Raw genomic sequence first — 17,602 nt, 5'->3', positions numbered from 1 at the left:
CGAAGCAATGAACACCTCACTCGCCGCCGCGCTCGCGGGCTTCGGCACCGGTCTCTCCCTCATCGTCGCCATCGGGGCGCAGAACGCCTTCGTGCTGCGCCAGGGGGTGCGACGCGACGCCGTGCTCGCCGTCGTCGGCATCTGCGCGGTGTCGGACGCGGTGCTCATCGCGCTGGGCGTGGGCGGAGTGGGCGCGCTCGTCGTCGCCTACCCGGAGGCGGTGACGGCGGTCGGCTGGATCGGGGGAGCGTTCCTGCTCGCCTACGGGGCGCTCGCGGTCCGCCGGGTGATCGCCCCGGCCGGGGACGCGCTGCGGACCGAGGGCACGACCAGCGGATCGCGGCGGCGGGCCGTGCTGACCTGCCTCGCCATGACCTGGCTCAACCCGCACGTCTATCTCGACACCGTGTTCCTGCTCGGGTCGGTCGCCGCCGGACAGGGCGCGCTGCGCTGGACCTTCGGACTCGGCGCCGTCCTGGCCAGCGTCTGCTGGTTCACCGCGCTGGGCTTCGGCGCCCGGCTGCTCGGCCGCTTCCTGGCGAAGCCCGCCGCCTGGCGGGTCCTCGACGGTCTGGTCGCCGCCACCATGATCGTGATGGGGATCATGCTGATCACCGGAGGCTGAGACGCTGTTCCCGGCTCCGGCCGGTGCTGCGATAGTGAACCCTGCACGCGATAGATGTACCGAGCAAGCAGGAAGTACGTGGACACCAGCGACAGCCGTACCGGCACGGAACCCGCATCCGAGCCGCAGGAGCCGAACGAACCACCGGCGGCGAGCGAGCCGCGAAGCGGCTGGCGCCGCTTCGCCATGGACACCCGGCCGCTGCGCATCCCCGCCTACCGCCGGCTGTGGACCTCGACCATCGTCACGGCCGTGGGCAGTCAGCTCACGGCCGTCGCCGTGCCGAAGCAGATCTACGACATCACCGGCTCCTCGGCCTGGGTCGGCGCGGCGAGCCTCGCCGGACTCGTCCCGCTGATCGTCTTCGCCCTGTGGGGCGGCGCCGTCGCCGACAGCGTGGACCGCCGCAAGCTGCTGCTCGTCACCAACTCGGGCATCGCCGTCACCTCGCTGCTGTTCTGGCTCCAGGCCGTCAGCGGGCTCGAGTCCGTCGCCGTGCTCATGGTGCTGCTCGCCCTCCAGCAGGCCTTCTGGGGTCTCAACTCCCCGGCGCGGACCGCCTCCATCGCCCGGCTCGTGCCCGAGAGCCAGCTCCCCGCCGCCAACGCGCTCGGCTCCACCGTCATGCAGACCGGGCAGGTCGTGGGGCCGCTGCTCGCCGGTGTCCTGATACCCGTGATCGGGCTGCCCGAGCTGTATCTGATCGACGCCGTCGCGCTCTGCGTCACCGTCTGGGCCGTCTACAAGCTGCCCGCGCTGCCGCCGCTGTCCGAGGTCAAGCGGCGCGCCGGGGTGCGCGAGATCGTGGAGGGGTTCCGCTACATCTCCGCGCACAAGGTGCTGCTGCTGTCCTTCCTCGCCGACATCATCGCCATGGTCTTCGGCATGCCGCGCGCCCTGTTCCCGCAGCTCGCCGCCGAGACGTACGGCTCGTACGGCGAGGGGCTCGCGCTGGGGCTGCTGTTCGCCGCGATTCCGATCGGGGCGGTGGCCGGGGGGCTCTTCTCGGGGACGTTCTCGCGGGCGCGGCGGCACGGCTGGATGGTGATCGGGGCCGTGGTCGCCTGGGGTGCGGCCATCGCAGGGTTCGGGCTGAGCCGCAGTCTGTGGCTCGCCGTGGTGTTCCTCGCCGTGGCCGGGGTCGCCGACATGGTCTCGATGGTGTTCCGCGGCGCGATTCTGCTGTCGGCGGCCACGGACGAGATGCGGGGCCGGATGCAGGGGGTGTTCACGGTGGTGGTCGCGGGTGGCCCGCGGCTCGCTGACGTCCTGCACGGTTCGGCCGGGTCGGTGTTCGGCGCGCGGGAGGCCGTCACCGGGGGCGGGGTGCTGGTGGTCGCGGCGATGCTGACGCTGGCGTTCGCGGTACCGGCGCTGCGGCGCTACCGGATCTGAGGCCGCCCGCGCCCCTTGGCCGTTCGTTCGCCGCGGCCCGGTGGGGGCTGGTCGCGCAGTTCCTCGCGCCCCTGGAGCGAGCTGCGATCGCCCCTGCCATGTCATTGATCGCACGGGTGCTCACCCCGGACGCCTCGGCCAGCTCCTCCATCGTCAACCCGGCGCCGCGCCGCAGTTCGCGCAGCCGCTTCCTCAACGTCAAAAGCCCCCCGAAGCCCCACCGGCCCTCAGCCGCCCGACCTGCCGCCGCGACCGGCCTCCACGGACCGCAGACGAGGGGGGCCGGGACCGACGGAGTCACCCCGTGGCCAGCAGCAGCGTCCCCACCAGTGCCAGCCCGGCCCCGGCGGCCTGCACGCCCCGCAAGCGCTCGCGCAGCAACCCCCGTGCGGCCAGCGCCGTGATCACCGGATAGAGATAGGCGAGTACGGCGGCCACGGTCACCGGCCCGCGCTGAACAGCCAGCGAGTACGTACCGTTGGCGGCCACATCGGCCAGCCCCACCACGGCGAGGGCCGGCAGCGACGCCACGAGGCCACCGTCCGGCGCCACCCGAACCCCGCGCCCCGAGGAAGCGGCCAGCGCGACCCCGCCCACCGCCACATTGGTCGCCCGCTGCACGAACAGCGCCAGGAAGAGCCCCGGCACCGTGCTCGACGCCTCCGCGATCAGCGCCATCACGGCCCCGAACCCGAACGCGGCGCCGAGCGTCAGCAGCACCGTCCGTCCCCGCACCGACGCCCCGCCCCGCCGTGGCCCACCGGCGAGCAGCACCCCCACGACGGCGATCAGAATGCCCCCGGCCTGCACCGGACCCGGCCGTTCGCCGAGCGAGAGCCCCACGCCCACCGGCACCGCGACACCGATCGTGCTCAGCGGCGAGACGACGCCCATCGGTCCGAGAGCGAGCGCCTTGTAGAAGGCGAGCATGGCGAGCGGCCCGAGCAGCCCGGCGACGACGGCGAGCCACAGCCGCGGCTCTGCCTCCCGCCAGGCACCGGTCGCCGCGACGACGACCCCGAGCACCACCGCCGCGATCGACTGCGAGACGACCACGACCGTGAGCGCCGGGATGCGCCGCGACAGCAGCCCGCCGCCGAAGTCGGACAGACCGATGAGGAGGCTGGTGGCGAGGGCGAAGAGTGCTGTCACGGCGTACCTCGCAGTACAGTTCGATGAACGCTGAAGTGCACCACACCGTAGTTCAATATCCTGAACGCTGTCATTCAGGATATTGAACTCCGCTCTCTGCTTGCTGCCCGCTCACCCCTGGCCATGGACGGAATGTGTCGGACCTCGAACTGCTGACCCAGTCGCTCGCCCGCAACGTCAAGCACTGGCGCTCCGAGCGCGGCTTCACCCTGGACGCGCTCGCCGCCCGGGCCGGCGTCAGCCGGGGCATGCTCATCCAGATCGAGCAGGCCCGCACCAACCCGAGCATCGGCACCGTCGTCAAGATCGGCGACGCGCTCGGCATCAGCATCACGACGCTGCTCGACTACGAGCAGGGACCCAAGGTGCGGATCGTGCCCGCGGAGCAGGCGGTGCGCCTGTGGTCCACGGAGGCCGGGAGCTATCACCGGCTGCTCGCCGGGACCGAGGCGCCCGGCCCCCTGGAGATGTGGGACTGGCTGGTGCAGCCGGGCGAGGGCAGTGCCTCCGACCCGCACCCCGACGGGACGATCGAGCTCTGCCATGTGACGGAGGGGGAGCTGACCCTGGTCGTGGACGGTGTCCCGCACCAGGTGCCCGAGGGTGCGAGCGTCACCTTCGAGGCGAACGCGCCGCACGAGTACCGCAACGACGGCCCCGTGCCGACCCGGATGATCATGGCCGTATCGGTGCCGTTCGTACGCTGAGACGTCCGACGGGCGTACGCGCGTCGGCTGTTAGCGTGCCGCCATGCGTGCACCCATCGGAGATTTCGACCACGTCCGGCCGGCCCCCGAGGTCCTCGACCTGCTCACCCGCCCCGTCGCCGACGCCGTCCGGCACTGGCGCGGCACCGTGCCCGCGCAGGACCTGGTCCACGTCGACACCGAGCCGGAGTGGGCCGACACCGCCACGTTCGTCGAGCACTACGGCCCCGAACTGCTCGCGCGGTCCGCGAACTGCGTCGTCGTCGCGGGCAAGCGCGGCGGCGAGAGCACCCTCGCGGCGTGCGTCGTGCTCTCCACCACGAAGGTCGACGTGAACGGTGCGGTGCGCCGCCAACTCGGCGCCCGCAAGGCCTCGTTCGCCGCGATGGACACCGCCGTCGGTGAGACCGGCATGGAGTACGGCGGCATCACCCCCATTGGACTGCCCGCCAGTTGGGCGGTCCTCGTCGACGCCGCCGTCGTCGATCTCCCGTACGTCCTGATCGGCAGCGGCACCCGCCGCGGGAAGCTGATCGTGCCGGGCAAGGCGCTCGCTGAACTGCCCGGCGCGGTCGTCCTGGAAGGGCTCGGCATCGGCTGACCCCTGGATCGGTCCTCCTCCAACTCCCTTGTGGATAAGGCGAGTAGAGAGTGCCGGACGGCGGCGAGCGGTACCCCCCGTCGCCGCTGCTTGTATGGGCCACGGGTACAGTCCGCAGGGTCGTCGCGCCATCCGTGAGCAGTGGGCTCCGGCAGCGGCGGCACGCTCCCGCGAAGCGGACGAGGAAAGGTGCGAACGCATGGGCGCCAGTGGCGTTGTCGACGAGAACGGCTCGGGAGGGACCGGCGCGGCAGAGCCGCCGGACCCCGCCGCGCGCGGCATCGAGGGAGGTGCCTCGGCGGAGCGGCTGCTGCTCTTCACCGACGCGGTGGCCGCGATCTCCATCACCCTGCTGATCCTGCCGCTGGTCGACCTCGTACCGGAAGCCGCGTCCGCCCACGAGGGCCCCAGCAAGGTGATCACCGATCACCTCGACCAGATCTGGAGCTTCCTGCTCAGCTTCGTGGTCATCGCGAACATCTGGCTGGAGCACCACCGGGCCTTCTCGACGGTCGCCAAGCTCACCCGCCCCCTGATGGTGTGGAACATGGGGTGGCTGCTCTCCGTCGTCGTGCTCCCCCTCCCGACGGAGATGATCGGCTCCTTCGGCGGCCAGGACGTCTTCGTGGGGGCCTTCTACTACACGACCCTGCTGGCCGGTGTGGTGTGCCGGCTGGGGATGCTGTGGATCCTGAAGTCCACCCCGGAACTGCTCGAAGGGGACGACCGCGAGCGGGCCCAGCGGCGGATCGAGGACATGTACGCCGACGGCTACCTCACCGCCGTCGCCCTGGTCGTCGCGTTCGCCCTCGCACTCGTCGTGCCCACGCTGATGTACTACAGCCTGTTGCTGCTCGCCGTCCCGCCGAGGCTGCGGGGCCGCCGGGCCCGACGCGCCACCCGCTGAACGCACGCGCCCCGGCCCCGGCTCTCACCCTGCCGGGGCCGGTCCCGTGCTCCGACGCACCACCAGCCGCGTCGGCACCAGCGTCGTCCCCCGCTCGGCCGCGCCCTGCCGCACCTGCCGCAGCGCGCTCTCCACGCAGCGCCTGCCGACCTCGCCGAAGTCCTGGTGGACCGTGGTGAGCGGCGGCAGGAACGAGCCCGACTCCGGGATGTCGTCGAAGCCGATGACCGAGACGTCGTCGGGGACCTTCCGGCCGCGTTCGTCGAGCGCGCGCAGCAGGCCGAGGGCCATCTGGTCGTTGGCCGCGAACACGGCGGTGCAGTCCGGGTGTTCGGCCAGTTCCAGGCCCGCGCGGTACCCGGACTCCGCCGACCAGTCGCCCCGCGCCGGTTCCGGGACCGGGCGGCCCGCTTCCTCAAGTGCCGTGCGCCACGCGTCCGTTCGGCGCTGCGCGGCGAACGAGCCGGAGGGGCCCGCCAGATGCCAGACCGTCTCGTGGCCCAGATCGAGCAGATGCCGTACGGCGTCGCGCGTGCCGCCCGCCTGATCGGTGTCGACCACCGCGAACCGGTCGCCCGCGTCCGAGTCCACGACCACCACCTGCACATGCGGCGGCAGCGTCAGCCGCCCCGAGTCCAGGAGGTGCACCTCCATGATGACGATCACCGCGTCCACGGCCAGCTCCCCGAGCCGGGAGAACGCGCCGTGCACCTCGTCCTGCGTCGGGACCGCGACCGGCATCAGCGTGACCGCGTACCCCTCCTGGGCCGCCGAGGTCGCGATGCCCTCCAGCGTGCGCACGTTGCCCGTCGTGGACAGCGTGAACGTGATGACGCCGATGGTGTGGAACTGGCCGCGCTTGAGGGCGCGCGCCGCGCTGTTGGGCCGGTAGTCCAGATCCTTCATGGCGGCGAGGACCCGCTCGCGGGTCTCCTCGTTCACCCCCGGGAAGCCGTTCGAGACGCGGGAGACCGTCTGTGAGGAGACGCCCGCGACCCGTGCGACGTCCGCCATCGAGGCGCCGCGGACGCTCCGGGCGCGCGTCCCGCGGCCGGAGGCCGACGCGCCCCCCGTTGTTCCTGTCACCGTGTGCCTCACCCGTCGCTGTGTCCGCTCGCCGGTCGGCCGCCGGTCCGGTCAATGGCCTTTCGCCGGACGACTCTTGACCGTCCTCCGTGGGGCAGTGTAGACATTCGGCCACCGGATGTTTACGTAAACATAACAGCTCGCAAGCCGCTCACGCGCAGCGATGTTTGCGTAAACACCTCGGCTCCGCCCGCGAGGACGCACGAGCGAGGGACGCACGATGACGATGCTTCAACCGTCGGCCGCCGCAGGCCGGCGCCCCGGCCGGTCACCGGCGCGCCGAGCGCGCCGCTCGTGGACGGGATGGGGGTTCATCGGCCCCTTCGCCCTCGTCTTCACGCTGGTCTTCCTGGCGCCGCTCGTCTACTCCGTCTATCTGAGCCTGTTCCGTACACAACTCATCGGCGGAACGCACTTCGTCGGCCTGGACAACTACCAAGCCGCCCTGTCGGACGGCCAGTTCTGGGACGGCGTCCTGCGCGTCGGGCTCTTCCTGCTGATCCAGGTGCCGATCATGCTCGGCCTCGCCCTGCTCGTCGCCCTCGCGATCGACAGCGGCCGGCTGTACGGCAAGGACTTCTTCCGGATCACCGTCTTCCTCCCGTACGCGGTGCCCGCGGTCGTCGCCACCCTCATGTGGGGCTTCATGTACGGCACCCGCTACGGCCTGGTCGGCGACATCGACGGCGCGCTCGGCGTCCAACTGCCCGACCTGCTCTCCCCGGACCTGGTCCTCGCCTCCATCGGCAACATCGTGACCTGGGAGTTCGTCGGCTACAACATGCTGATCTTCTACGCGGCGCTGCGGGTCGTCCCGCACTCGCTGTACGAGGCGGCCGAGATCGACGGAGCCGGGCAGCTGCGCGTCATCACGGCCATCAAGCTCCCGGCGATCCGCGGCGCCCTCGTCATCGCCACGATCTTCTCGATCATCGGCAGCTTCCAGCTCTTCAACGAGCCCGCGATCCTTCAGAAGCTCGCCCCGAACGCCATCACCACCGACTTCACCCCGAACTACTACACGTACTCGCTGTCCTTCTCCGGCCAGCAGCAGAACTACTCCGCGACGGTCGCCATCGTCATGGGCGTGATCACCATGATCGTGGCCTACGTGGTCCAGCTGCGCGGCATGCGCAAGGGAGCGTGAGCGCGATGACCACCAGCACCCCCGTGCGCCGGCCCGCACCGTCCCGGTCCGCGGCCCCGCGCCTGCGCACCCCCCGCCGCCACATACCCGGCCGGCCCCGGCGCAGCGTCCTGCTCACCGTGCTCACCGGCGTCGTCCTCGTCTACAGCCTGCTGCCGCTGGTGTGGCTGCTGATCAGCGCCACCAAGTCCCAGGAGGGGCTGGCCCGTTCGTTCGGCCTGTGGTTCGACGGCGACTTCGACCTGTGGTCCAACATCGCCGACACCTTCACCTACCAGGACGGCGTCTTCCTCCGCTGGTTCCTCAACACCCTGCTGTACGTGGTGGTGGGCGCGGGCGGTGCCACGTTCCTCGCGGTGCTCGGCGGCTACGCGCTCGCCAAGTTCGACTTCCCCGGCAAGAAAGGCGTCTTCGCCGTCGTCATCGGCGCGGTCGCGGTCCCGGCGACGGCGCTCGCCGTCCCCACCTTCCTGCTGTTCAGCAAGATGGGCCTGACCGACACCCCGTGGGCCGTCCTCGTGCCGTCGCTGATCTCACCGTTCGGCCTGTATCTGATGTGGGTGTTCGCCAGTGAGGCGATCCCCACCGAGCTGATGGAGGCCGCCCGGATCGACGGCGCGGGCGAGGTGCGCACCTTCTTCCGGGTGGCCCTGCCGCTCCTCGCGCCCGGCACCGTCACCGTGCTGCTCTTCACCACGGTCGCGACCTGGAACAACTACTTCCTGCCGCTGATCATGCTGAAGGACTCCGACTGGTACCCGCTCACCCTCGGCCTCGACTCCTGGAACAAGCAGGCGCAGACGTCCGGCGGCGAGACCGTGACGAACCTCGTCCTCACCGGCTCCCTGCTCACCATCGTCCCCCTCATCGCCGCCTTCCTGCTGCTGCAGAAGTACTGGCAGTCCGGACTCTCCGCCGGAAGCGTCAAGGAGTAGCCCGGCGGCTGCGTGACAACCCTCTGTAGAACCACGACGAAGTGGAAGATCCGTCATGCCCAAGCACACCCGCCGCCTGCTGCGCGGCATAGGTCTCGTCTGCGCCCTCGCCCTCGGGGCGACCGCCTGCGGCGGCTCCGACGACTCCGGCGACAAGAAGGTCGGCGCCTCCGACCTCCAGGCGGCCCTCAAGAAGGGCGGCACACTCACCGTCTGGGCCTGGGACTCCACGGTGAAGAGCGTCGCCGCCGAGTTCGAGAAGAAGTACCCGAAGGTCCACGTCGAGGTGGTCAACGCGGGCACGGGCAACGACCAGTACAAGGCCCTGTCGAACGCGATCTCCGCGAAGAAGGGCGTTCCCGACGTCGCGCAGGTCGAGTACTACGCGATCGGCCAGTACTCCCTGACCAAGGGACTCACCGACCTCGGCGCCTACGGCGCGGGCAAGCTCAAGGCCGACTACTCCACGGGCCCGTGGAACTCGGTGGCGGACGGCGACAGCGTCTGGGGTCTGCCCATGGACTCGGGCCCCATGGCTCTCTTCTACAACAAGAAGGTCTTCGACAAGTACAAGATCTCCGTCCCGACGACCTGGGACGAGTACCTGGAGGCCGCCCGCAAGCTGCACAAGGCCAACCCGAAGATGTACATCACCAGCGACGTCGGCGACGCCGGGATGACCACCAGCCTGCTGTGGCAGGCGGGTTCGCACCCGTACACGGTCGACGGCACGAACGTCGGCATCGACTTCACCGACGCGGCCGCCGCCAAGTACACCGAGGTGTGGCAGAAGCTCATCGACGAGAAGCTCGTCGCACCGGTCACCGGCTGGACCGACGACTGGTACAAGGGCCTCGGCGACGGCACCATCGCCACCCTGCCCACCGGTGCCTGGATGCCCAACAACTTCGTCACCGGCGTGAAGCAGGCCTCCGGCGACTGGCGGGTGGCCGCGCTGCCGCAGTGGACCGCGGGCGAGCACGCCAGCGCGGAGAACGGCGGCAGCTCGCTGGCCGTGCCCGACCTCGGCAAGCACGACAACAAGGCGCTCGCCTACGCCTTCACGAAGTACATCGCCGCCGGCGCCGGGGTGCAGACCCGCATCGACGAGGGCGCCTTCCCGGCGACCGTGAAGGACCTGAACTCGACGGAGTTCCAGGACGCGAAGTTCGACTACTTCGGCGGCCAGCAGGCCAACAAGATCTTCGCCGAGTCGGCCAAGAACGTCCCGTCCGGCTGGTCCTACCTGCCGTACCAGGTCTACGCGAACTCGATCTTCAACGACACCGTCGGCAAGGCCTACGTCTCCGGCACCAAGCTCTCCGCCGGTCTGAAGTCGTGGCAGGACGCATCGGTCAAGTACGGCAAGGAGCAGGGCTTCACCGTCAAGTAGGCACCAGCGTTAGCCAGTTCACCCCGCAGCACCGGAAGGATCCCATGACCGCCCCCACTCCCTCCCGCTTCCCGTACGCGAAGGGCTCCGACGGCACCCGCCGCCTCGGCTACGGCGCCGACTACAACCCCGAGCAGTGGCCGCGGGAGGTGTGGGAGGAGGACGTCCGGCTGATGCGCGAGGCCGGGGTGAACGTCGTCTCGCTGGCGATCTTCTCCTGGGCCAGGCTCCAGCCCACCGCCGACACCTGGGACTTCGGCTGGCTGGACGAGATCATGGACCTGCTGCACGCGCACGGCGTCGGCGTCGACCTGGCCACGGCCACCGCGTCGCCGCCGCCGTGGCTGACCACCGCCCACCCGGAGATCCTGCCGGTCACCGCGACCGGCGAGACCCTGTGGCCGGGCGCCCGCCAGCACTGGCGGCCCACCTCGCCCGTCTTCCGCGAGCACGCGCTGCGCCTGGTACGGGAGATCGCCACCCGGTACGCCGACCACCCGGCCCTCGTCGCCTGGCACGTCAACAACGAGCTGGGCTGCCACAACGTCTACGACTACTCCGACGACGCGGCCCGCGCCTTCCGCGCCTGGCTGCGCCGCCGCCACACCACCCTGGACGCCCTCAACGACGCCTGGGGAACGGCCTTCTGGTCCCAGCGCTACAGCGACTGGGAGCAGATCCTGCCGCCGCGCCTCGCGGCCTCGCACCCCAACCCCACCCAGCAGCTCGACTTCAAGCGGTTCTCCTCGGACGCCCTCAAGGACCATCTGCGCGCCGAGCGCGAGGTGCTGCGCGAGCTCACCCCCGACGTCCCCGTCACCACGAACTTCATGGTCATGGGCGGCACCAAGGGCATGGACTACGCGGACTGGGCGGACGAGGTGGACTTCGTCGCCAACGACCACTACGTCATTCCCGGCCCGCGGGACCGCGACGAACTGTCCTTCTCGGCCAGCCTGACGAGCGGCATCTCGGGGCACCGCCCCTGGTTCCTGATGGAGCACTCCACCAGCGCAGTCAACTGGCAGCCCGTCAACCTGCCGAAGCAACCCGGTGAGTTGGCCCGCGACTCGCTGCTGCACGTGGCGCACGGCGCGGACGCCGTCTGCTTCTTCCAGTGGCGCCAGTCCCGGGCGGGCGCCGAGAAGTACCACTCGGCGATGGTGCCCCATGCGGGGGAGGACAGCGAGCTCTTCCGGTCCGTCGTCGCCCTCGGCCGCACCCTGGAACGGCTCGCGCCGATCGCGGGCAGCGAGCGCGAACCCGCCCGCGTGGCCGTCCTGTTCGACTGGGACTCGTGGTGGGCCGGTGAGCTGGACTCCCACCCCACCTCCCGCCTCGACTACCACCGCGAGGCCCTGGACTGGTACACGGCGCTGTTCCGTCTCGGCGTCCGCGCCGACATCGTGCCCGCGCACGGCACCGACCTGTCCGGCTACGACGTCGTCGTCGCGCCCGTACTCCACGTCGTCCCGCAGCCGCTCGCCAAGGAGCTCACCCGGTACGCCGAGAACGGCGGCCACCTCGTGACCACCTACTTCTCCGCGATCGTCGACGAGAACGACCACGTTCACCTCGGCGGCTACCCGGGCGCCCTGCGCGAGCTGCTCGGCATCCGCATCGAGGAGTTCGGGCCGCTGCTCGACGGCGACACCGTCGGCCTCGACGGCCCGCTGCACGCGGCGACCGGCAGCCTGTGGACCGACCGGATCGGCGTCGAAGGACCGGACGTCGAGGTCCTGGCCCGCTACCGCACCGGCTCCTACGCCTCCCGCCCGGCCGTCACCCGCCGCACGACGGGCGCGGGCTCGGCCGCGTACGTCTCCACCCGCCTCGGCGTCGAGGGCCTGGCCGCCCTGCTCCCCGTGCTGCTCGGACCCGCCGGAGTGAGCAGCGAACTCCCCGAGGAGGCAAGGGGAGCGGTGGAGCACGTCGTCCGGCGGGACGCGACGCACCGGTACGTGTTCCTGGTCAACCGGACCGACGCGCCGGTGACCGTGCCCGGCACGACCGGCGAGGTGCTGGCCGGTCCCGCGCTCACGGACTCCGGGATCGTGCTGCCGCCCCGCGAGGTCGCGGTCCTGCGCCGTCCGGTCGGCTGAGCCCCGGCGCGGGGGACGAGGACCGGCGTCCCCCGCGTCACAGGTGCTGCGCCCGGCGCTCCTTCAGCAGCAGCCACGCCAGATACAGGCCGCCGCCGACCCCGGTCACGACGCCCACGGGCATCAGCGCCGAGCCCGTCACCCGCTGCGTGAGCAGATCCGCACCTGCCACCAGCAGAGCGCCGAGCCAGGCGGCGGGCAGCACGTTCGGGCCCGCCGCGCGGGTCACCCGGCGGGCCAGCTGCGGCGCGGCCATCGCCACGAACGGGATCGGGCCCGCGGCGGCCACCGCCATCGCGGTCAGGCCCGTGCCCGCGCACAGCAGCACCAGCCGGCTGCGCTCGGGCCGCACCCCGAGCGCGCCGGCGGTGTCGTCGCCCATTTCGAGGACCGACAGCCGACGCGCGTACACCAGGACCAGCGGGACCAGGGCGACGAGGCCGAGCCCGGCGATCCGGACCTCCGGCCAGCCCCGGTCGTTGAGCGAGCCGATCATCCAGCTCGCGGCCTGCGCCGCCTTGCCGATGTCGGCCCGCACGTACAGGAAGCTGGTCGCCGCGCCGAGCACCGCGGACGCGCCGATGCCGACGAGCACGAGCCGGTAGCCGTGCACACCGCGCCGCCAGGCGAGGACATACACGGCGGCGGCGGTCGCGAAGCCGCCGACGACGGCGCCGAGCGCCGTCTGCGGCGCCCCCGCGTTCAGGAAGATGATCGCGACGAGCGCGCCCGCCGACGCGCCGTTGCCGAACCCGATGATGTCCGGGCTGCCCAGCGGATTGCGGGTCAGCGACTGGAACACCGCGCCCGCCATACCCATCCCGAACCCGACGAGCAGCGCCACCAGCACCCGGGGCAGGCGCAGGTCGAGGACGATGAACTCGGCGCCGGGCGGCCCGTTCCCGGCGAACGTGCGCAGCACCTCCGGCGGCGAGAGCGCGTACGAGCCCGTGCCGACCGAGAGCACCGTCACCACCGCGCCGAGCACCAGCATCGCCAGACAGACGAGGACGGCCCGCGGATCGAACCGCAGCGAGAACCGGCCGGCCCGGAGCCGGCCCCTGCGCAACTCGGCCCGCACCCGCGGGCGTTCGGGCAGTACCCGGGTCACAGCTGGGCCACCTTCCGCTGCCGGACGAGATGGATGAAGAGCAGGCCGCCGAGGAACGACGTGACGATGTCCACCTCGATCTCGGACGGGGACACGACGACCCGGCCGACGACGTCCGAGACGAGCAGCAGCGCCGGGGCGAACAGGGCGCAGTACGGCAGCATCCGGCGCGGGTCGGGGCCGCTGAACGCGCGGACGGCGTGCGGGATCATCAGGCCGATGAAGCCGATCGGCCCGCACACGGCGGTCGCGGCGCCGCACAGCAGCGTGATCGCGACGATCGACAGGATCCGGGTGCGGCGGATCGAGGTGCCGAGCGCGCGGGCGTGGTCCTCGCCGAGCGCGAGCGCGCCGAGCGGCCGGGCCAGCGCGAACGTCAGCAGCGCGCCCGCGGCCAGCAGCGGCAGGACGGTGACCAGGAGGTCCGGGTCCCGCTTGGCGAGCGTGCCGACCGACCAGTGGCGCATCGAGTCGAGGGTGCTGAGATCCCACTGCTGGAGGCCGTTGACGTAGCCGAACAGGGCCGCGTTCACGGCCGTCCCGGCGAGCGCGAGCCGTACCGGGGTAGCCGAGCGGGCGCCGCCCAGGGCGTTCACCGCCGTGGCGGCCACCGCCGCGCCGGCCAGCGCGAACCACAGGTAGCCCGTGAACGAGGTGATCCCGAGCACGCCGATCGCGGTGACGACGGCGGCCGACGCGCCCGCGTTCACCCCGAGCAGCCCCGGGTCGGCCAGCGGATTGCGGGTCAGCGTCTGCATCACGCCGCCCGCGAGACCCAGCGCCGCGCCGACCGCGACCCCGATGAGCGTCCGCGGCAGCCGCAGCTCCCGGACGATGTTGTCGTCCTTGGACCCGGACGGCGAGAACAGCGCCGACCAGACGTCGCCCGGCGGGATGTGCTCGGTGCCCACCGACAGGGACAGGGCCACCGCCCCTGCCAGCAGCGCCAGACCGAGCGCGAGTCCGGCGGCCAGTGGGGGGCGTGCGCGGCCGGTGGCCGGGAGTCGCTGTGTTCCTCCGGGGTGGAGGCGAGTACCAGTGGGCATGTGGTTAGCTTAGGCTAGCCTTACCTCATCTGCTAACAATTACGTTGACGAAAAGCCCGGTCGCCGCGAGGTGCCCGGAAACGCCTTCGAGGCGCTCGACGGGAAGGGGAGACATGCGCGTCCAGGTCGCCGGAACCGAGCCCGAGTCCGAGTCCGAGTCCGATGCCGAGACCGAGTCCATGGCCCGGCCCGCCGCCCTGCCGGACCACCGGCCGGTCCGCGTCATCGGGCCGCGGATCGCGCGCCTCGCGGCGGGCGTGGCCGAGGCCGACCCGGCCCGCAGGGCGGCGCTCGTCGAGGAGTTCTGGCAGGAGGCGGCGCGGAACGGCACCCCGCTCGTCGAGGAGATCGACGGCGAGCCCGACCACCGCGTGGTCACCTTCCTGTGGCGCGGCCACCGCGCCACCCGGCAGGTGCTGCTCATGGCGAACCGGCTCGTCGACCGCGAGCACCTGGCGGGTTCGCTCCTGGAGCGGATACCCGGGACCGACGTCTGGCACCTCGGGCTGCGGCTGCGCGCCGACCACCGCGGCTCGTACCGGATCGCCGCCGACGTCTCGGCCAAGGAGCCGCCCGCCGCTCCCGATGTCCTCCAGGAGCGACTGCGTTCCCTGGCCGCCCATGCCGCCGGCGATCCGCTCAACCCTCGGACCCAGCCGACTCGTTGGGGCCCCTCGGACGGCTCGGTCTTCGCGCTGCCGCAGGCGCCCGTCGAGGCGTGGGCCCCGGCGGAGCGTGCCGCCACCGTGCCGGCGGGCCGCGTCGAACGGCATCGCGCACCCGCCGCCGCACTCGGCGGATTCCGTGACGTCTGGGTCTACGTCCCGCCCGGCGCGGCCTCCGCCGTCGCGCCGCTGCCCACGCTCGTCCTCTGCGACGGCGACATGTGGTTCGGCCGCGAAGGACTCCAGCGCACCCTCGATCTGCTCATCGCCGACGGACGCGTCCCGCCGCTCGTCGTACTCGCGCCGGACGCCGTCGACCGCCACACCCGCAACCGTGAACTCGGCGCACGCGACGCCTTCGTGACGTATCTCGCCGACGAACTGCTGCCCTGGGCGGCGGGCCGCTGGCCCCTCGCCGCCGAGGACCCCGACCGCACCGTCGTCGCCGGACAGAGCCTCGGCGGCATGGCCGCGCTGCACGCCGGCTATCTGCGCCCCGACCGGTTCGGGCACGTCGTCGCCCAGTCGCCGTCCCTGTGGTGGCGGCCCGAACTGCCGCCCGGCGTACGGGCCCCCGTCCTCGGCACGCCCTGGCTCGTCGGCCGGTACGCGGCCGCCGCCCCGCGCCCGATCACCGTCCATCTCGACGTCGGACTGCACGAGGGCGCCATGGTCGACCACTGCCGCTCCCTCTACGACACCCTGCACTCGGCCCGCTACCGGGTCACCCGCAGCGAGTACAACGGCGGCCACGACCAGGCCTGTTGGCACGTCGCCCTCGCCGACGCGCTGATCCGGCTGCTCGGCCCCGCGTCCCCCTGAACCGGGCCGCCCCTGACTCCCCCCACGCACCACCCGCTCAACTCCCTCACCTCTTAGGAGCTTCACGGTCATGTCCCGTATCCGATCCACCCGCCGCGCGGTCCTGCTCCCGTCGGCCGCCGCCGTCACCGGAGCCCTGCTCCTCAGTGCCTGCGGCAGCGACAGCTCCGACGACGACGCCGGCGGCAAGGCGAAGGCGGCCTCGGAGACGACCCGGCAGGTCACCGACGCCCAGGGCCGCAAGGTGAAGGTGCCCAGCGACCCGCGGAAGGTCGTCACCCTCAGCGAGCCGACCACGGACGCCGCGCTCGCCCTCGGCGTCTCGCCGGTCGGCACCACCGCGGGCCGCGGCCAGAAGGGCGTCTCCAGCTACCTCGCCGACAAGGCGTCCTCGGCCCAGGTCGTCGCCACCGTCGCCGAGGCCGACATGGAGAAGCTGGCCGCGCTGCAGCCCGACCTGATCCTGCTCGACGAGACGACCGGCGCGAAGAAGACCGTCGACAAGCTGCAGAAGATCGCGCCGACCGTCGTCACCGCCAAGCTCAACGAGGACTGGAAGCAGGCGTTCACCGACACCGCGGACGCCCTCAACAAGAAGTCCGACGCGGAGAAGTGGCTGACCGACTTCGACACCCAGGTCGCTGCCACCAAGAAGAAGCTCGGCGACAACGCGGGCACGTCCGTCTCCGTCATCCGCTGGCAGGACGGCGCCCCGTCCGTCGTCGGCAAGGGCGAGGGCCACGTCGGCTCCACGCTCAAGGCCCTCGGCCTGGACCGGCCGAAGGACCAGCAGGGCGCCTCCACCGGACACAGCGAGCCGGTCTCCCTGGAGAAGCTCTCCACCATCGACGGCGACTGGCTGTTCTTCGGCGTCCTCGGCAGCAGGGCCGACGGCGAGAAGGGCTACGCCGAGGCCCGCAAGGTCACCAACTTCAGCAGGCTCGGGGCCGAGAAGGACGGCCACGTCGTCGTCACCGACGGCTCCGCCTGGAACAGCGCCGGCGGTCCGCTCGCCGCGCAGATCGTCCTCGACGACGTCAAGGAGGCGCTCGCCCAGTGATATCCGTCCCCGACAACGGTACAGCCGAACTGGCCGGCCGGCTCGCCCTCGTCACCGGGGCGGGCCGGGGGATCGGCGAGGCCGTCGTCGCCGCGCTCGCCGGGCGCGGGGCCCGCGTCCTCGCCACCGACCTGGACGCCGACGCCGTCTCTAAGCTCGCGGGGGAGTACGCCGACGATCGCGTCGTCGCCCGGGCGCTCGACGTCACCGACTCCGCGGCCGTCGAAGGCCTCGTCGCCGACGCCGAAGCCACGCTCGGCCCGCTCGACATCGCCGTCAACGTCGCCGGAATCCTGCGCGGCGCCCCCGCGGTCGACCTCACCGACGACGACTGGGCCGCCACCTTCGCGGTCAACACCCACGGCGTCTTCCACGTCTCCCGCTCGGTCGCGCGCCGGATGACCGCGCGCGGACGCGGCAGCATCGTCACCGTCGCCTCGAACGCCGCCGGGGTGCCCCGGGCGGGCATGGCCGCCTACGCGGCCTCCAAAGCGGCCACCGTCATGTTCAGCAAATGCCTCGGGCTCGAAGTCGCCGCGCAGGGCGTCCGCTGCAACACCGTGTGTCCCGGGTCGACCCTCACCGACATGCAGCGCGGCATGTGGGAATCGTCCGGGGCCGACGTCGACGCCGCGCGGCGGTCCGTCATCGAGGGGGACCTCTCCGCGCACCGGACCGGGATCCCGCTCGGGCGCATCGCCGACCCCGCCGACATCGCGGAAGCGGTGGCCTTCCTGGCCTCCGACCGGGCCCGGCACATCACGATGCACGACCTGTACGTCGACGGCGGCGCGACGCTCCGCGCGTGAGCGGGCCCGCCTGTTCGCTTGCCGGGTGCGACCGTCCGG

At 71.9% G+C, this 17,602-nt stretch carries 16 protein-coding genes; 12 read left to right on the top strand and 4 right to left on the bottom strand.

Annotated elements, in window-relative coordinates:
- Positions 1–7: 7 nt before the first annotated feature.
- Positions 8–625, top strand: coding sequence for a LysE/ArgO family amino acid transporter (locus tag K377_RS14040; protein ID WP_111663626.1), 618 nt, complete (start codon positions 8–10; stop codon positions 623–625).
- Between the two features lie 54 nt (positions 626–679).
- On the top strand, positions 680–2,020 hold the full coding sequence (locus tag K377_RS14035; protein WP_111663625.1) for an MFS transporter: 1,341 nt from the start codon (positions 680–682) through the stop codon (positions 2,018–2,020).
- A gap of 297 nt (positions 2,021–2,317) precedes the next feature.
- Here the strand turns inward: K377_RS14035 and K377_RS14030 are convergent, their stop codons facing one another.
- Positions 2,318–3,172, bottom strand: coding sequence for a DMT family transporter (locus K377_RS14030; RefSeq protein ID WP_111663624.1), 855 nt, complete (start codon positions 3,170–3,172; stop codon positions 2,318–2,320).
- Positions 3,173–3,306: 134 nt separating this feature from the next.
- Here K377_RS14030 and K377_RS14025 point away from each other — a divergent pair, with 134 nt between their 5' ends.
- From K377_RS14025 to K377_RS14015, 3 genes are all read left to right on the top strand, one after another.
- Positions 3,307–3,879, top strand: a complete 573-nt coding sequence (locus K377_RS14025; RefSeq protein ID WP_111663623.1) for a helix-turn-helix domain-containing protein — start codon at positions 3,307–3,309, stop codon at positions 3,877–3,879.
- Positions 3,880–3,922: 43 nt separating this feature from the next.
- Positions 3,923–4,480: a YbaK/EbsC family protein gene (locus K377_RS14020; RefSeq protein ID WP_111663622.1), complete on the top strand. Its 558-nt coding sequence runs from the start codon at positions 3,923–3,925 to the stop codon at positions 4,478–4,480.
- Positions 4,481–4,679: 199 nt separating this feature from the next.
- Positions 4,680–5,387: a TMEM175 family protein gene (locus tag K377_RS14015; protein ID WP_111663621.1), complete on the top strand. Its 708-nt coding sequence runs from the start codon at positions 4,680–4,682 to the stop codon at positions 5,385–5,387.
- A gap of 24 nt (positions 5,388–5,411) precedes the next feature.
- Here K377_RS14015 and K377_RS14010 read toward each other — a convergent pair whose 3' ends face one another.
- The gene (locus K377_RS14010; RefSeq protein WP_111663620.1) at positions 5,412–6,401 is read right to left on the bottom strand and encodes a LacI family DNA-binding transcriptional regulator; all 990 of its coding nucleotides are present in this window, start codon (positions 6,399–6,401) and stop codon (positions 5,412–5,414) included.
- A 292-nt stretch (positions 6,402–6,693) separates the two neighbouring features.
- On the opposite strand from K377_RS14010, the gene K377_RS14005 reads away from it, so the two are divergent.
- The 4 genes from K377_RS14005 to K377_RS13990 are packed head-to-tail and all read left to right on the top strand — an operon-like array spanning position 6,694 to position 12,050.
- Complete coding sequence (locus K377_RS14005; RefSeq protein WP_111663619.1) at positions 6,694–7,620, top strand: carbohydrate ABC transporter permease; 927 nt, start codon at positions 6,694–6,696, stop codon at positions 7,618–7,620.
- A 5-nt stretch (positions 7,621–7,625) separates the two neighbouring features.
- Positions 7,626–8,555, top strand: a complete 930-nt coding sequence (locus K377_RS14000) for a carbohydrate ABC transporter permease (RefSeq protein ID WP_111663618.1) — start codon at positions 7,626–7,628, stop codon at positions 8,553–8,555.
- Positions 8,556–8,610: 55 nt separating this feature from the next.
- Positions 8,611–9,948 (top strand): ABC transporter substrate-binding protein, encoded by a 1,338-nt coding sequence (locus tag K377_RS13995; protein ID WP_111663617.1) that lies wholly within the window; start codon positions 8,611–8,613, stop codon positions 9,946–9,948.
- A 44-nt stretch (positions 9,949–9,992) separates the two neighbouring features.
- Positions 9,993–12,050 (top strand): beta-galactosidase, encoded by a 2,058-nt coding sequence (locus K377_RS13990; protein WP_111663616.1) that lies wholly within the window; start codon positions 9,993–9,995, stop codon positions 12,048–12,050.
- A 37-nt stretch (positions 12,051–12,087) separates the two neighbouring features.
- Here K377_RS13990 and K377_RS13985 read toward each other — a convergent pair whose 3' ends face one another.
- Together K377_RS13985 and K377_RS13980 are read right to left on the bottom strand one after the other, a co-directional pair.
- Positions 12,088–13,161: an iron chelate uptake ABC transporter family permease subunit gene (locus K377_RS13985; protein ID WP_111663615.1), complete on the bottom strand. Its 1,074-nt coding sequence runs from the start codon at positions 13,159–13,161 to the stop codon at positions 12,088–12,090.
- Positions 13,158–14,207, bottom strand: coding sequence for an iron ABC transporter permease (locus K377_RS13980; RefSeq protein WP_111663614.1), 1,050 nt, complete (start codon positions 14,205–14,207; stop codon positions 13,158–13,160). The genes K377_RS13985 and K377_RS13980 overlap by 4 nt, the downstream gene beginning before the upstream one ends.
- Positions 14,208–14,320: 113 nt before the next feature.
- Between K377_RS13980 and fes the strand changes: the two genes are divergently transcribed.
- The 3 genes from fes (at position 14,321) to K377_RS13965 (ending at position 17,563) form a co-directional block, all read left to right on the top strand.
- A complete protein-coding gene (gene fes, locus K377_RS13975) occupies positions 14,321–15,694 on the top strand; it encodes an enterochelin esterase (protein ID WP_237551973.1) in 1,374 nt (457 codons plus the stop codon).
- Between the two features lie 70 nt (positions 15,695–15,764).
- Positions 15,765–16,754 (top strand): ABC transporter substrate-binding protein, encoded by a 990-nt coding sequence (locus K377_RS13970; protein WP_111663613.1) that lies wholly within the window; start codon positions 15,765–15,767, stop codon positions 16,752–16,754.
- Positions 16,754–17,563, top strand: coding sequence for a 2,3-dihydro-2,3-dihydroxybenzoate dehydrogenase (locus K377_RS13965; protein WP_111663737.1), 810 nt, complete (start codon positions 16,754–16,756; stop codon positions 17,561–17,563). Before K377_RS13970 ends, K377_RS13965 begins: the two co-directional genes overlap by 1 nt.
- Positions 17,564–17,602: the final 39 nt, after the last annotated feature.

The organism is Streptomyces sp. PsTaAH-137, from assembly GCF_003259365.1.
Taxonomy (GTDB): Bacteria; Actinomycetota; Actinomycetes; order Streptomycetales; family Streptomycetaceae; genus Streptomyces.
The sequence above is the reverse complement of the archived record's forward strand: the minus strand, read 5'-3'. Positions and strand labels throughout refer to the sequence as shown.

Coding starts and splice junctions, on each gene's coding strand:
- K377_RS14040 (WP_111663626.1), top strand. CDS start 8: ATGAACACCTCACTCGCCGCCGCGCTCGCGGGCTTCGGCACCGGTCTC.
- K377_RS14035 (WP_111663625.1), top strand. CDS start 680: ATGTACCGAGCAAGCAGGAAGTACGTGGACACCAGCGACAGCCGTACC.
- K377_RS14020 (WP_111663622.1), top strand. CDS start 3,923: ATGCGTGCACCCATCGGAGATTTCGACCACGTCCGGCCGGCCCCCGAG.
- K377_RS14015 (WP_111663621.1), top strand. CDS start 4,680: ATGGGCGCCAGTGGCGTTGTCGACGAGAACGGCTCGGGAGGGACCGGC.
- K377_RS14010 (WP_111663620.1), bottom strand. CDS start 6,401: ATGGCGGACGTCGCACGGGTCGCGGGCGTCTCCTCACAGACGGTCTCC.
- K377_RS14005 (WP_111663619.1), top strand. CDS start 6,694: ATGACGATGCTTCAACCGTCGGCCGCCGCAGGCCGGCGCCCCGGCCGG.
- K377_RS14000 (WP_111663618.1), top strand. CDS start 7,626: ATGACCACCAGCACCCCCGTGCGCCGGCCCGCACCGTCCCGGTCCGCG.
- K377_RS13995 (WP_111663617.1), top strand. CDS start 8,611: ATGCCCAAGCACACCCGCCGCCTGCTGCGCGGCATAGGTCTCGTCTGC.
- K377_RS13990 (WP_111663616.1), top strand. CDS start 9,993: ATGACCGCCCCCACTCCCTCCCGCTTCCCGTACGCGAAGGGCTCCGAC.
- K377_RS13980 (WP_111663614.1), bottom strand. CDS start 14,207: ATGCCCACTGGTACTCGCCTCCACCCCGGAGGAACACAGCGACTCCCG.
- fes (WP_237551973.1), top strand. CDS start 14,321: ATGCGCGTCCAGGTCGCCGGAACCGAGCCCGAGTCCGAGTCCGAGTCC.
- K377_RS13970 (WP_111663613.1), top strand. CDS start 15,765: ATGTCCCGTATCCGATCCACCCGCCGCGCGGTCCTGCTCCCGTCGGCC.